The organism is Porphyrobacter sp. MBR-155 (assembly GCF_040547625.1).
GTDB lineage: Bacteria > Pseudomonadota > Alphaproteobacteria > Sphingomonadales > Sphingomonadaceae > Erythrobacter.
Genome location: NZ_JBEPQB010000012.1, coordinates 38043 through 50791 on the forward strand (window position 1 = coordinate 38043; position 12749 = coordinate 50791).

At 61.6% G+C, this 12749-nt stretch carries 13 protein-coding genes and 1 pseudogene; 9 read left to right on the top strand and 5 right to left on the bottom strand.

Annotated elements, in window-relative coordinates:
- Positions 1 to 7 precede the first annotated feature (7 nt).
- On the bottom strand, positions 8 to 1201 hold the full coding sequence (locus ABIE62_RS12775; RefSeq protein WP_354326576.1) for an acyl-CoA dehydrogenase family protein: 1194 nt from the start codon (positions 1199 to 1201) through the stop codon (positions 8 to 10).
- A gap of 251 nt (positions 1202 to 1452) precedes the next feature.
- Between ABIE62_RS12775 and ABIE62_RS12780 the strand changes: the two genes are divergently transcribed.
- From ABIE62_RS12780 to ABIE62_RS12805, 6 genes are all read left to right on the top strand, one after another.
- Complete coding sequence (locus tag ABIE62_RS12780; protein ID WP_354326578.1) at positions 1453 to 2910, top strand: MFS transporter; 1458 nt, start codon at positions 1453 to 1455, stop codon at positions 2908 to 2910.
- A gap of 79 nt (positions 2911 to 2989) precedes the next feature.
- Complete coding sequence (locus tag ABIE62_RS12785; RefSeq protein WP_354326580.1) at positions 2990 to 4327, top strand: acyl-CoA dehydrogenase family protein; 1338 nt, start codon at positions 2990 to 2992, stop codon at positions 4325 to 4327.
- 115 nt (positions 4328 to 4442) lie between these two features.
- Positions 4443 to 5531 (top strand): Zn-dependent alcohol dehydrogenase, encoded by a 1089-nt coding sequence (locus tag ABIE62_RS12790; RefSeq protein ID WP_354326581.1) that lies wholly within the window; start codon positions 4443 to 4445, stop codon positions 5529 to 5531.
- Positions 5531 to 6613: a phosphotransferase family protein gene (locus ABIE62_RS12795; RefSeq protein ID WP_354326583.1), complete on the top strand. Its 1083-nt coding sequence runs from the start codon at positions 5531 to 5533 to the stop codon at positions 6611 to 6613. The genes ABIE62_RS12790 and ABIE62_RS12795 overlap by 1 nt, the downstream gene beginning before the upstream one ends.
- 65 nt (positions 6614 to 6678) lie before the next feature.
- On the top strand, positions 6679 to 7515 hold the full coding sequence (gene dapD / locus ABIE62_RS12800) for a 2,3,4,5-tetrahydropyridine-2,6-dicarboxylate N-succinyltransferase (RefSeq protein ID WP_354326585.1): 837 nt from the start codon (positions 6679 to 6681) through the stop codon (positions 7513 to 7515).
- Positions 7516 to 7623: 108 nt separating this feature from the next.
- Positions 7624 to 7776 carry a hypothetical protein gene (locus tag ABIE62_RS12805; RefSeq protein ID WP_354326587.1) on the top strand — a complete coding sequence of 51 codons (153 nt, stop codon included), beginning with the start codon at positions 7624 to 7626 and terminating at the stop codon, positions 7774 to 7776.
- On the opposite strand, the gene ABIE62_RS12810 is transcribed toward ABIE62_RS12805, so the two are convergent.
- From ABIE62_RS12810 to ABIE62_RS12820, 3 genes are all read right to left on the bottom strand, one after another.
- Positions 7777 to 9066, bottom strand: a complete 1290-nt coding sequence (locus ABIE62_RS12810) for a dipeptidase (RefSeq protein WP_354326589.1) — start codon at positions 9064 to 9066, stop codon at positions 7777 to 7779.
- A gap of 214 nt (positions 9067 to 9280) precedes the next feature.
- The gene (locus ABIE62_RS12815) at positions 9281 to 9532 is read right to left on the bottom strand and encodes an SWIB/MDM2 domain-containing protein (RefSeq protein ID WP_354326591.1); all 252 of its coding nucleotides are present in this window, start codon (positions 9530 to 9532) and stop codon (positions 9281 to 9283) included.
- 27 nt (positions 9533 to 9559) lie between these two features.
- Positions 9560 to 10162: a YbhB/YbcL family Raf kinase inhibitor-like protein gene (locus ABIE62_RS12820; protein WP_354326593.1), complete on the bottom strand. Its 603-nt coding sequence runs from the start codon at positions 10160 to 10162 to the stop codon at positions 9560 to 9562.
- Here ABIE62_RS12820 and ABIE62_RS12825 point away from each other — a divergent pair.
- Both ABIE62_RS12825 and ABIE62_RS12830 read left to right on the top strand, forming a co-directional pair.
- Positions 10161 to 10370, top strand: a complete 210-nt coding sequence (locus tag ABIE62_RS12825) for a hypothetical protein (protein WP_354326595.1) — start codon at positions 10161 to 10163, stop codon at positions 10368 to 10370. The two genes, ABIE62_RS12820 and ABIE62_RS12825, sit on opposite strands and share 2 nt — an antisense overlap.
- A gap of 41 nt (positions 10371 to 10411) precedes the next feature.
- Positions 10412 to 11887, top strand: a complete 1476-nt coding sequence (locus ABIE62_RS12830; RefSeq protein ID WP_354326597.1) for a S41 family peptidase — start codon at positions 10412 to 10414, stop codon at positions 11885 to 11887.
- 25 nt (positions 11888 to 11912) lie between these two features.
- Here the strand turns inward: ABIE62_RS12830 and ABIE62_RS12835 are convergent, their stop codons facing one another.
- Positions 11913 to 12350 (bottom strand): COG3650 family protein, encoded by a 438-nt coding sequence (locus tag ABIE62_RS12835; protein ID WP_354326598.1) that lies wholly within the window; start codon positions 12348 to 12350, stop codon positions 11913 to 11915.
- 70 nt (positions 12351 to 12420) lie between these two features.
- Between ABIE62_RS12835 and ABIE62_RS12840 the strand changes: the two are divergent.
- Positions 12421 to 12718 (top strand): annotated as a pseudogene (locus ABIE62_RS12840) (hypothetical protein); the annotation flags it as partial.
- Between the last annotated feature and the right edge of the window lie 31 nt (positions 12719 to 12749).

A 12749-nucleotide genomic window follows, 5' to 3' on the forward strand; every position in this document is an offset into this window, starting at 1 on the left:
TTTCAAATTACGCGCCCGGCAGATCGAGAATACGCTTGGCGATCACGTTTAGCATCACCTCGCTGGTGCCGCCCTCGATCGAGTTCGCCTTGGTGCGCAGCCAGCCGCGCGAAGGCTTACCGCCGCCGGTTTCCTCGCTGTCCCATTCAAGGCTGCGCGAACCGCCCGCCGCCATCATCAATTCGTGGCGGCGCTTGTTCAGTTCCGTCCCGACATATTTCATCATATTGGGCTGCGCCGGGTGCGCCTTGCCAACCTTGATTTCATCGAGGAACTTCTCGCCCATCGCGGTGTAGGCCAGCGCATCGACATCGAACATCGCCAGTTCGGCGCGCAGCACGGGGTCAATGTCATCGCCGGTGCGGGCTGCCGCGCGCTTCATCACCGCGCCAATCGCAGCCGTGCGGTCGCCGCCGCCCGCGCCCGAAATCATCTCGCGTTCGTGGCCGAGCAGATATTTGGCCACATCCCACCCGCGATTGATCTGGCCGACATAGGCCGGACAATCATCGCCATAGGATTTGGGCACTGAAACATTGTCGAAAAAGGTTTCGCAGAACGGCGAATTGCCGCTGATCAACAGGATCGGCTTGGTGCTCACCCCTTCGCTCGCCATATCGAACAGCATGAAGGTGATGCCCTGATATTTGTCGGCCTTGTCGGTGCGCACGAGGCAGAAAATCCAGTCGGCGTGATCGGCGTAGGATGTCCAGATCTTCTGGCCGTTGACCACCCAGCTGTCGCCCTTATCCTCGCCAAAGGTCTGCAAGCTGACAAGGTCGCTGCCCGAACCCGGTTCCGAATAGCCCTGACACCAGCGAATCTCGCCGCGCGCGATTTCATTGAGGAACCGCTGTTTCTGCCCTTCGGTGCCAAAATGCAGCAGCGCGGGGCCAAGCATCCAGATGCCGAATGACGACAAGGGCGGGCGGGCGTTGATGCGGCTCATTTCTTCGCACAGCACCTTGGCTTCGGCCGGGTTCAGCCCTGCCCCGCCGTATGCTTGCGGCCATGCAGGCACGGTGTAGCCCTTGGCCAGACAGGCTTCGAACCATGCTTTTTGCGCGTCATTCTTGAACTTGGCACGGCGTCCGCCCCAATAGGCGTCATCTTCATCGCGGACGGGCTGGCGCATTTCAGCCGGGCAGTTCGCCTCCAGCCATGCACGGGTTTCGCTGCGGAATGTTTCCAGATCAGCCATGAGCCGATTCTCCTCTCGATAAGCTCCCACTTGACGCTTACGTTATCGGCATTCGCACGGCGCCTGCAAGCACTGATCGCCCGAACTGCGATGCCGTAGCGTCAGGCTTGCATGATTGACGGCCCGCACAATCGGTCTAGGTTCGAAACTGAAAACGGGAGAGAGAATTTGGCCGGATTCGGCGGGCTGAAAGCCAGCGCAGGCGGCTGCCTATGAGCGGCGGCGCTGGTTTAATAACAGGCAAATTGCCAATGCGCCTTAAGCTGATTCAGGGCTTTGGCGCGGTCGCATTCGGCGTGAAAGACAATGGTTTTTCGTTTTTCCTGCTGATTTTCTACAATCAGGTGCTGGGCATGGATGCAGCGCTGGTCAGCGTTGCTTTGCTGATTGCGCTGCTGGTCGATGCGGTGGTCGATCCGATCCTCGGCAACCTGTCGGATCGCACTTATACGAAGTGGGGCAGGCGTTTGCCGTGGCTCTATGCCGCCCCGATCCCGCTGGCCTTTTGCTGGGTGCTGATGTGGAGCCCGCCCAGCGGCGAAGCCCCCAGTTTTGCCGGATTGCTCGGTATCGCGATTGCCGTGCGCCTGCTGCTGTCAGCGTGCGAGGTGCCGTCAATCAGCCTGGTGCCGGAAATCACCGCCGATTACGATGAACGCACCACCTTGTTCCGATACCGCGCGATGGGCGGGTGGATCGGCGGGCTGGGCATGATGGTGCTGGCCTACACGGTCTTCATGCCCGGCGCCGAAGGGCTGTTGCAGCAGGACGGCTATTTCGTGTTTGGCATATTCGGCGCGATATTGATGGCGGTGTCGGTGATCGGGTCGGCTTTGGGCCAGCACAAACTGGTGGCTCGCCTGCCCGCAACCAAGCCTGCCCCGTTCACCATCAAGGGCGCGTTCAGCGAGATTACCGAGGCTTTTTCCGAACGCGCGTTCCTGATTTTCGCGGTTGGCGGGCTTGCCGCCTATGTCCATCAAGGCATGACCTTTTCGATCACCAATTACCTCAACCTGTTCGTGTGGCAGCTCACTCGCGCGCAGTTGATCCTCTATCCGCTGGTGCTGTTTGCATCAGTGGTGCTGATGTTCGTGATGATCGGCCCGCTGCACCGCCGCTTTGGCAAAGCGAAAAGCGCAGGCCTTGCGATGATTGTCGGCACCTCGATTGGCATTACGCCGTTCGCGTTGCTGTTGCTTGGCTTCTGGCCGCAACCCGGCAGCACAGCTTCAACCGGGCTGTTTTACGGTTTCGTGCTGATTGCCAATTCGCTCGGGATCATCTCGCTGGTATCGGCAACCTCGATGATTGCCGAAATTGTCGAGGCGTTTGAGGAACGCACCAACCGCCGGGCGGAAGGATCGTTCTATTCGGGTAACTGGCTGGTGCAGAAATGTGCGACGGGCGCGGGGATTTTTATGTCGGGGCAGATCATCTCCTTGTCTCAGCTTGCAACCGATGCCTCCCCCGGCACCGTGCCACAGGGGGTTATCGCCGATCTGGTAATCTATTACTGCGGTGCGATGCTGTTGCTGGCGGTAATTGCCGCATGGTGGCTGGCGCGCTTTCCGATCAGCCGCGAAGATCACGAAGCGCGGGTCAACCGGCTGGCCGAACGCCGAATGCGGGAAAATCGCGATGCCGTAGCGGCAGCGCCCGATGCGCCGCTCGCGCAGGAGGGAATCTTGCCCGCGCCCCAGAAATGAGAGCTTGGCGGGCGCACGAGGCTCTGCCACGGTTGTCCGCAGAGTCGATTGCAATTCAGGACGAGAGAGGAACATCCCCATGGATTTCGAACCCACCGAACGTCAGCTTTATTGGCGCAATCGCGTGCGCGATTTCATCGCCGCGCATGTGCGCCCGAACGTGGCGGTCTATGACCAGCAAGACCGCGAAGGCGATCGCTGGAAGGTGCTTCCGATCGTCGAGGAAACCAAGGCCAAGGCCAAGGAAGCCGGCATCTGGAACCTGTTCATGCCGCCGCGCAATGACAGCCATCACCATGTCGACGACAGCTTCGAATTTGAAGACCCCGGCCTCACCAACCTCGAATATGCGCTCTGCGCCGAGGAAATGGGACGCATCGGCTGGGCCAGCGAAGTGTTCAACTGTTCCGCGCCCGATACCGGCAATATGGAAGTGTTCCACCGCTATGGAACGCGCGAGCAGAAAGAGACGTGGCTGCGTCCGCTGATGAACGGGGAAGTCCGTTCGGCCTTCCTGATGACCGAACCTTTCACTGCGTCATCTGATGCGACCAACATCGAAACCCGGATCGAACGCGATGGCGACGAATACGTCATCAACGGGCGCAAGTGGTGGTCATCGGGCCTTGGCGATCCGCGCTGCAAGGTCGCGATTGTGATGGGCAAAACCGATCTTTCTGCCCAGCGCCACGCCCAGCAATCGATGGTGCTGATGCCAATTGACACCCCCGGCGTGAACATCCTGCGTCACCTGCCGGTGTTCGGTTACGATGATGCCCCGCACGGCCACATGGAAGTCGAGATGAAGGACGTGCGCGTCCCCGTCACCAATATGTTGCTGGGCGAAGGGCGCGGGTTTGAAATCGCGCAAGGCCGCCTTGGGCCGGGCCGCATCCACCACTGCATGCGCACCATCGGCGTCGCGGAAGAAGCGCTGGAGAAAATGTGCCGCCGCCTGCAGGAACGCGAAGCCTTCGGCAAGCCGGTTTACAAGCATTCAGTGTGGGAAGAACGCGTCGCGCGTGCCCGCATCGATATCGACATGACCCGCCTGCTTTGCCTGAAAGCCGCCGACATGATGGACAAGGTCGGCAACAAGGCGGCAAAGCAGGAAATCGCGATGATCAAAGTGCAGGCCCCCACCATGGCGCTGCGGATTATCGACGATGCGATCCAAGCGCATGGCGGCGGCGGCGTGTCGGAAGATTACGGTCTTGCGCGCAGCTACGCCAATCAACGCACGCTGCGGCTGGCCGATGGGCCGGACGAAGTCCACGCGCGCTCGATTGCGCATATGGAGTTCGCCAAGCACGCTCCGCAGCCCGGCCCCACGGCCAATGCGCTGCGCGGCGACCATGGGCGGGCCACCACTGACGGCGCGAGCTTCAGTTCGGGCGATATGGGTGTGGCGCGCTAGGCCAGTCAGGAAATCCGTTTGTGCTGAGCCTGTCGAAGCACTGCTTTTCTTCGAGCAACGGGTCATGAAGAAGAACAGCCCTCGGCAGGCTCAGGGCGAACGGAGATTTGGATCAATGGCAAAAGCCGCGATTCTTGAACAACCGGGCCAAGGCCTGACCATCGGCGAAGTCACCTTTGCCGACCCACTTCCGCATGAAGTGCTGATCGACACCAAGGCCTGCGGGCTGTGCCATTCCGATCTGCACTTCATCGATGGGCATTACCCCCACGCGCTTCCCGCTATACCGGGGCATGAAGCGGCGGGGATCGTGCGCGCGGTCGGATCGGAAGTGAAGACGGTGAAGCCCGGCGATCATGTCGTCAGCTGCCTGTCCGCCTTTTGCGGGCACTGCGAGTTCTGCGTAACGGGCCGCATGGCGCTGTGCATGGGCGCTGACACCCGCCGTGCCAAGGGTGAACCGCCGCGTATGCTGCGCGCCGATGGCTCACCCGTGGCACAGATGCTCAACCTGTCGGCGCTGTCCGAACAGATGCTGATTCACGAACACGCCTGCGTTGCGATCGACAAGGATATGCCGTTTGATCGCGCCGCCGTGCTCGGCTGCGCGGTGACGACCGGGGCGGGGACGATTTTCAACGCTTGCAAGGTGACGCCGGGTGAAACCGTGCTGGTGGTGGGCTGCGGGGGCGTGGGTCTGGCCGCGATCAACGCCGCCAAAATCGCTGGCGCAGGCAAGATCATCGCCGCCGATCCGCTGCCGGAAAAGCGCGCGCTGGCTGAAGTGCTGGGCGCGACCCATACCATCGACGCGCTGGCCGAGGATGCGGCCAAGCAGATCATCGCCATTTCGAATGGCGGGGTCGATTGGGGGATCGAAGCGGTGGGCAGACAAGCCTCGGCCGATCTTGCAGTGGCATCGTTGCGGCGCGGGGGAACAGCAGTGATCCTCGGCATGATGCCATTGGATTGCAAGGTTGGCCTGTCGGCGATGGATTTGCTCGGCGGCAAAAAGCTGATGGGCGCGCTGATGGGGATGAACCACTTCCCCATCGATCTGCCGCGCCTCGTCGATTTTTACCTGCGCGGGCTGCTCGATCTCGATACGATTATCGCCGAACGCATCCCGCTCGATGCGGTCAACGAAGGCTTCAACAAGATGCGCGCGGGGCATTCAGCGCGCAGCGTGGTGGTGTTTGACTGATGCCAGAAACGAACAACATCGATTACGACAAGGAAATGGTCGGCACGGTCGCAGTGACCGAGAAAGACGCGCTCGATCTCGCCGCGCTGACGCGCTGGTTCGAAGCCAATGTCGAAGGCTTTGCCGGCCCGATCAGCTACACCAAGTTCAAGGGCGGGCAATCGAACCCGACCTACCGGATCGACACGCCCAGCGCATCCTACGTGTTGCGCCGTCAACCGTTCGGCAAGTTGCTGCCATCGGCTCACGCGGTTGACCGTGAATATACCGCGATGACCGGGCTGTATCCCACCGGCTTTCCCGTCCCGCGCACCTATGGTCTGTGCGAAGATCCGGACGTGATCGGATCGAAGTTCTTCGTGATGAGCATGGCCGATGGGCGCAGCCTGTGGAATGGCGCGCTGCCGGGGATCGAACCTGCCGAACGCCGCGAACTTTATCACGCGCTGATCGACACGATGGCCGATCTGCACCTTAATCAACCCGACGCCATCGGGCTTGGCGATTATGGCAAGCCAACCGATTACTGCGCGCGCCAGATCGCCCGCTGGACCAAGCAATACAAGCTGTCTGAAACCGAGCATATGCCCGAAATGGAGCGGCTGATCGAATGGCTGCCGCAAACCATCCCGCCGCAGCACGGTTCATCCGTGGTGCATGGTGATTACCGGCTCGACAACGTAATCTTCCACAAGACGGAAGCCCGCATCATCGCGGTGCTCGATTGGGAGCTGTCGACGCTGGGCGATCCGATTGCCGATTTCAGCTACCTGATGCTCAACTGGTTCCAGCCCGCTGACGGGCGTGCGGGGCTGCTGGGGCTGGATCTGGCGGCGCTGGGCATCCCCACGGTCGAAGAAGCGGTCGAACGCTACGTCGCGCGCACCGGCTATCCCGTTCCGCCGATGGATTGGTATTTTGCCTATAACCTGTTCCGGCTTGCCGGGATCATGCAGGGGATCAAGAAGCGCGTGATCGATGGCACCGCGTCGTCTGCCCATGCGCAGGCGATGAGCGACCGCGTGCGCCCATTGACCGAGCGGGCTTACGAATTCGCCCGCGCCGCCGGAATGCCAGCGTAACGCTTGCCGTGTTCCCACAGTGCGGCTAGCAGCACCGACTTGCTGATTTCGCACCGGAGAACACCATGAGTGACACCCTGATCGCCGCCATCGAAGACGCGTGGGAAAGCCGCGCTGACGTCACACCCGGCAGCGATGTGCGCCATGCCGTCAGTGATGCACTCGCGCTGCTCGATAGCGGCGAGGCGCGCGTGGCAGAGCCTGACGGAAGTGGCGGCTGGAAGGTCAACCAATGGCTGAAAAAGGCCGTGCTGCTCAGCTTCCGGCTGAACGAAAACCGCGTGATGGAAGGCGGCGCAGCGGGTGAGGCGGCGTTTGACAAGGTGCCGCTGAAGTTTGCTGGCTGGGGCGAAAACCGTTTTAGCGAAGCGGGTTTTCGCGTCGTGCCCGGCGCAGTGGTGCGGCGCGGCAGCTTTATCGGCAAGGGCGCGGTGCTGATGCCGAGCTTCGTCAATATCGGCGCTTACGTTGGCGAAAACACCATGATCGATACCTGGGCGACTGTCGGATCATGCGCGCAGATCGGCGCGAATGTGCATATTTCCGGCGGCGCAGGGATTGGCGGTGTGCTTGAACCCTTGCAGGCCGAACCCGTCATCATCGGCGATGGCGCGTTCATCGGTGCGCGCGCCGAAGTCGCCGAAGGTGTGCGGGTGGGCGAAGGCGCCGTGCTGTCGATGGGCGTCTATCTTGGCGCATCAACCAAGATCGTCGACCGTGCCACGGGTGAAGTCCACATGGGCGCGGTTCCGCCCTATGCGGTGGTCGTCCCCGGATCGCTGCCGGGCAAGCCGCTACCCGATGGATCACCCGGCCCAAGCCTCTATTGTGCGGTGATCGTCAAAACGGTGGACGCGCAGACCCGTTCAAAGACCGGAATCAACGAACTGCTCAGAGACTGAGGGACGACCGCGCCCGGCAGGTTTGAGAACGCGCCCGGCGCGGTATCGCGGTAATCATTGTAATATGTTGCCGTTGGCTTACCTTACGGAAACCAATAGGAGAGTCGCATGTCCGAACAAGACGACACCGTCCACATCGAAACCGACGCCGCGCGCGGGTCAGTATCCCACACTGGCCTTCGCTATGTGCTGGGCTTCAGCCTTGCCTTCGCCGTGATCGCGATGAGCGCGGTGTGGATCATTCCGGCGATCTGGGGCTGATCACTGCGCCTTCGCGGGCGATGTGATCAGCGTCTCGATCGGAGCCATGTCCGCGACGCTCGCGGCAAAAGCTTCGGCCGCGCGCATCACCCGCAGCGCATTGCGGCTGGCGATCATCTCCAGTTCGGCTTGCGAATAGCCGCGCCGGGCCAGTTCAGCGAACAGCAGCGGATAGCCGCGCACGTCCTCGAAACCGACCGGGCCTGATGGCATCCCGTCAAAATCCCCGCCAATGCCAATCGACTCCACTCCCGCAATCTCGCGGATATGGTCGATATGGTCGGCCATGTGCGCAATCGTGGTGGCGGGTTCGGGGTTGGCTTTATCCCATGCGTCCATCGTCGCCGTTACCGTGTCGGGCTGCCCCTGAAACAGCGCCTTCAGCCGCGCCTCTTCGGCCGAACGGGTGGCAAACCACTGGCGGCGTTGTTCATTGAGGAACCCCGGCAACGCCACCACCATGACGATCCCGCCATTATAGGGCAGCCGCCGCAGAACGGAATCGGGCACATTGCGCGGATGACCATTGATCGCGCGCGCGCCCGAGTGGCTGAAAATCACCGGGGCCTGCGCCACGTCGAGCGCATCGAGCATTGTCGCCTCGCTGACATGGGAAAGATCGACCAGCATCCCCAGCCGGTTCATCTCGCGCACCACATCCTTGCCGAAATCGCTCAGACCCCCGTGCACCGGGGTATCGGTCGCCGCGTCGGCCCACGGGGTGTTGCTGTTGTGGGTGAGCGTCATATAGCGCGCGCCCAGCGCATAAAGCTGGCGCAGCACCGCCAGGCTCGATCCGATCGAATGGCCGCCTTCCATGCCCAGCAGCGAAGCGACTTTGCCATCGGCCATTGCGCGTTCGACCTGATCGGCGGTCTCGGCATAACGCAGCCCATCGGGGTAGCGCGCGATCAACCGCTTGGTGACATCGATCTGCTCGATCACCTGCTGCACCGCCTCGGCCTCATCGGGGTTGGAGGGGACATAGACCGACCAGAACTGCGCCCCGACCTTGCCTTGGGCAAGCCGCGCCAGATCGGTCTGCATCACGCTCGCTTGGGGATGGCTCTCGCCAGTGTGAGAGGTGTCCGCAAAATCAAATCCGTTGATCTGGTTCGCCACCCGCGCGCGCAGCTGGTTGGGGACGTCATTATGCCCATCAAACACCGGCGCGGCCTCCAGCGCGGCATTGGCGGTGGCGACCGCCGGGTCAGCCTCCTGCGCAGCAAGCGGGCTGACCAGCGCCAGCGCAGCGGCCAGAGCGATGAAAGACGGCGCACAGATTTGCATGGAGGAGGCTCCCGAAGGTAAACGCCCGCTGATCGGGGCAAAGACATTGGCAAGGGTGATAGCGCGGCTAAGCTGATCGAACAATTGCGCTGGAATTACCGGTGCGCCGCACAGGCCCAACCACCGCCAAAACACGACGGCGCGCGACCCATAACAGGCCGCGCGCCGCCGATATTGCGCAAGTGGCAAGGCACCGCGATGGTGCCCGGCACGCTTACTTGAGGTGCTTGGACACCGCAGCCGTCATCTGGAACATCGAGATCTGGTCTTTGCCGATCACCGCGCCCAGCTTGGCATCGGGATTGATCTGACGCTTGTCCTTGGTGTCCTGAAGGCTGTTCGCCTTGATGTATTCCCACACCTTCGATGTCACCTGAGCGCGGGTCATCGGACCCTTGCCGATGACCGCTTCGAGATCACCGGAAAGTGTCACGGGTTTCTGCAGTGCGTTGGTCGAGCCAGCCATATTCTACTCCCTTGTCATAGTGGCAGTTTAGTCAATCTCATCATCTTCCCAGCCCGCATCATCACTCCCGCCCCCGGTAAAGGTAGCGTGGAGCACTGCGCAGGCGGTAATCGTCCCTTGCAGCGATGCGAGCAGTTCCGCCCTCCCCGCGCCAGGCATCAGCACAAGCGGCAGGTCGGTAGCGAACAGTTGAAACAGATAGTGGCGCGTCTCACCCTCGGGCGGGTCGGGCAACAGCCATTCGGAATTGCCAAACGCGTTCTTGCCAGTGCGCGGCGGCACTTCGCCTTCAAGCAGCTTGCCGCGCTGCGCAGCGAGGCCCCAGACTAGCCAGTGGCACGCTGGTTCAGCGCCCCCCTTGGCCAAAGCGCCCGAAGCATCTTCAACGACCAGCACCAATTCGTGCGATCCGGGCGGCGGCGCGCTCCATTCCAGCGGCGGGGCGACGGCGTCTTCTTCCCACGCGGTGAAGCTGGCGTCCATTTCCTCGCCCGCGCCAAACGCCGGGCTGGTCAGCGCAAATCCGCCGCGCGCCATCGTCTGCGCCGATCCCAGCACCGCCACCGCAAGGCCGGGATGACGCGCGGGCGCAGGCACGTGCGCCGTGAGCCAGGCCGGAAAATCAGTCATGATTCTGTCGTTCCATCCCCCTCGTGCTAGTCCAGCCAGCGCCGAGAAACGAGACTTGGCAAGGCGGTTTTCGCCGGTTTTTGCGGAAAACTCAGCAAATGCAGGCAAAAAGGTCACGGTTTCAGCCCTATTGCACAGTTTGGATGCGCCGATCCTTGCTCTTGCACCGGTGACATTGCATCTCTTCGATGTAGAAAACAGGGCTTAGCCCGCCTCTGATCCTTTACGATTCCGGAGTTATCACTCGCCATGCATGTCGGTCGCACCGCATTGAGCTTCGTTCTCGCCGCCAGTCTTGCTGCCTGTGGCGGCGGCGGATCGTCAAGCCCACCGCCCAATACCGGCGGCGGGCCGACCCCTGCGCCCACACCAACTCCGACACCTTCAGCCTGTTCGCTGCGTGCCCAGCAGGATTTTGCCGATCAGGTGCTCAATGAATGGTATCTGTTCCCCGATCTGCTGGCCACGGTCAATCAGACCAGCGTCAACAGCCTGCAAGCCTACCTTGATGCGCGGGTCGCCCCGGCGCGGGCGCAGAACCGTGATCGCGGGTTCACCTTTGCAACCTCGATTGCCGAAGAAAACGCGCTGATCAATTCCGGCTCCAGCGCGGGCTTCGGCATCCGTCTGGCGTTTGATAATGCTGCACGCCGGGTATTCGTGGCGGAAGCTTTTGAAGGTGCCAACGGCCTTGCCGCCGGATTGGATCGCGGTAGCGAGATTACCGCGATCGGCACCACCAGCGCCAACCTGCAAACCGTATCCAGCCTGATGGCAAGCGGAGGCGCGCAGGCGGTGGTCGATGCACTTGGCCCGTCCACCGCAGGTACAACACGGGTGCTGCGCTTTGTCCAACCCGGCGGCGCAACCATCGAAAGCAGCATCACCAAGACCGATTTTTCGCTCGATCCGGTATCAGACCGCTTTGGCACGCTGATCCTCAATGATGGCGGCAAACAGGTGGGCTATCTCAACCTGCGCACCTTCATTGTTGCTGACGCCGCAGAACAGTTGCGCCAGGCCTATGGCCAATTCGCCGCGCAGGGCGTGACCGAATTGATCATTGACCTGCGCTATAATGGCGGCGGGCTGGTGAGTGTGGCCGATACGATGGGCGATCTGATGGGTGAAGGACGCATCGGACAGGTGTGGAGCCGCACCATCTTGCGCCCATCCAAGGCAGCCGAGAACGAAACACGATTGTTTCGCAGCGAAGTCAACGCGATTGCCCCCAGCCGTGTCGCCTTCATCGCCACCGGTGCGACCGCATCGGCAAGCGAGTTGGTCACCAACAGCATGATCCCCTATCTGAACGATAACATCGCGCTGATCGGTGCCAATTCGTTTGGTAAGCCGGTCGGCCAGTTCGGGTTTGATCTTGCCGCATGTGATCTGCGGGTGCGCGCGGTCACCTTCCAAACGGTCAACGCCAATGACCAGGGCGAATATTTTTCGGGTCTGGCTAGCGTAATGCCGAATACTTGCAGCGCGGGCGATGACCTCTCACGCGCGCTTGGTGATCCGCAGGAAGCCTCAATTGCGACCGCACTCGATTTTCTGGCCGGGCGCTCATGCGCAGCGCCGATTACCGGCGGGCAAATCGCAATTGCGGGCGGCGTGAATCAAACCCAGCGCGCGCGCGCCGGACTCGATCTGCCAGAGCACCAGATGCTGCAGCCCCAACGGCCCAATGCCGCGCAGTTCGAGATTCCGGGACTGTTCTAGGATCAGGGCGTATCAACCCCGCCGTTTACGGCGCGGCATCGCCCGTAAATGGCTGCCGGTCAGTATAGCCGCACCCGCGCAGGGTTTCGTCACCCAAGGCGATAGTGGCGACATAGGGATAGGTGCGGTCGCTCATCCCGTCACTGCACGCACCGGGCGTAAGCGTGATAGTGACTGCGGCCCCTTCCATCGTGCCCGAAAAGCCCAGCCCGTTGTTTCCAGCGAACCGCTCAACCGCAAAGTCATAGCCTTCGGGATGATCGGGGTTGGCATAATTTGCTTGCCCCCCTGATATCCGGACGCCCCAGAACGGTTCGGTTCCGGTAAGCGTGATCACCTCATCAGGTGCCACTGCGGCAAAGGTTTCGCCCGCGGGGTCGATGGTCTGTTTGGCCGGGCTGCAAGCGGTCAGGCCCATCAGCAGCGCAGCTGTGACCGGAAATGAAACCTGGTGGATTGTCATGGCACCGCCTCCCCTGCGAACGTTTAGCGAGAATAGACCCCCTCGCCCCGTTTGCAAGCCGCATCGGGCGCTGGATGACTGCCTCTACGCCAGCAGGCCACAATCCCGCGTTCTGACATGCCCGTCACTGCATCGCTGCCTGCAGCGCCGCGCAATCAGCCGACTGCCCGAAGTGGCTGGTGACAAAGAACCGATGAAGACGTTCAGGACATACGCCATTGGCTACTTCCCTATGGCGTTGGCCCGAAGCCACCTGAACGACACTCATGGTCGATATGCGGTGCATAGAAACTAAGATCAATCACCCCTGGCGCAACGGTCAGACCGAGCGGATGAACCGGACTATCAAGGAAACAACCGTCAAACGCTTAATACCAGCGCGCTAAGATGCTGACGCAT

Bases quoted from the DNA above. Each gene is read 5' to 3' on its own strand.
- ABIE62_RS12775 (WP_354326576.1), bottom strand. From the start codon at position 1,201: ATGGCTGATCTGGAAACATTCCGCAGCGAAACCCGTGCATGGCTGGAG.
- ABIE62_RS12780 (WP_354326578.1), top strand. From the start codon at position 1,453: ATGCGCCTTAAGCTGATTCAGGGCTTTGGCGCGGTCGCATTCGGCGTG.
- ABIE62_RS12785 (WP_354326580.1), top strand. From the start codon at position 2,990: ATGGATTTCGAACCCACCGAACGTCAGCTTTATTGGCGCAATCGCGTG.
- ABIE62_RS12790 (WP_354326581.1), top strand. From the start codon at position 4,443: ATGGCAAAAGCCGCGATTCTTGAACAACCGGGCCAAGGCCTGACCATC.
- ABIE62_RS12795 (WP_354326583.1), top strand. From the start codon at position 5,531: ATGCCAGAAACGAACAACATCGATTACGACAAGGAAATGGTCGGCACG.
- dapD (WP_354326585.1), top strand. From the start codon at position 6,679: ATGAGTGACACCCTGATCGCCGCCATCGAAGACGCGTGGGAAAGCCGC.
- ABIE62_RS12805 (WP_354326587.1), top strand. From the start codon at position 7,624: ATGTCCGAACAAGACGACACCGTCCACATCGAAACCGACGCCGCGCGC.
- ABIE62_RS12810 (WP_354326589.1), bottom strand. From the start codon at position 9,066: ATGCAAATCTGTGCGCCGTCTTTCATCGCTCTGGCCGCTGCGCTGGCG.
- ABIE62_RS12815 (WP_354326591.1), bottom strand. From the start codon at position 9,532: ATGGCTGGCTCGACCAACGCACTGCAGAAACCCGTGACACTTTCCGGT.
- ABIE62_RS12825 (WP_354326595.1), top strand. From the start codon at position 10,161: ATGATTCTGTCGTTCCATCCCCCTCGTGCTAGTCCAGCCAGCGCCGAG.
- ABIE62_RS12820 (WP_354326593.1), bottom strand. From the start codon at position 10,162: ATGACTGATTTTCCGGCCTGGCTCACGGCGCACGTGCCTGCGCCCGCG.
- ABIE62_RS12830 (WP_354326597.1), top strand. From the start codon at position 10,412: ATGCATGTCGGTCGCACCGCATTGAGCTTCGTTCTCGCCGCCAGTCTT.
- ABIE62_RS12835 (WP_354326598.1), bottom strand. From the start codon at position 12,350: ATGACAATCCACCAGGTTTCATTTCCGGTCACAGCTGCGCTGCTGATG.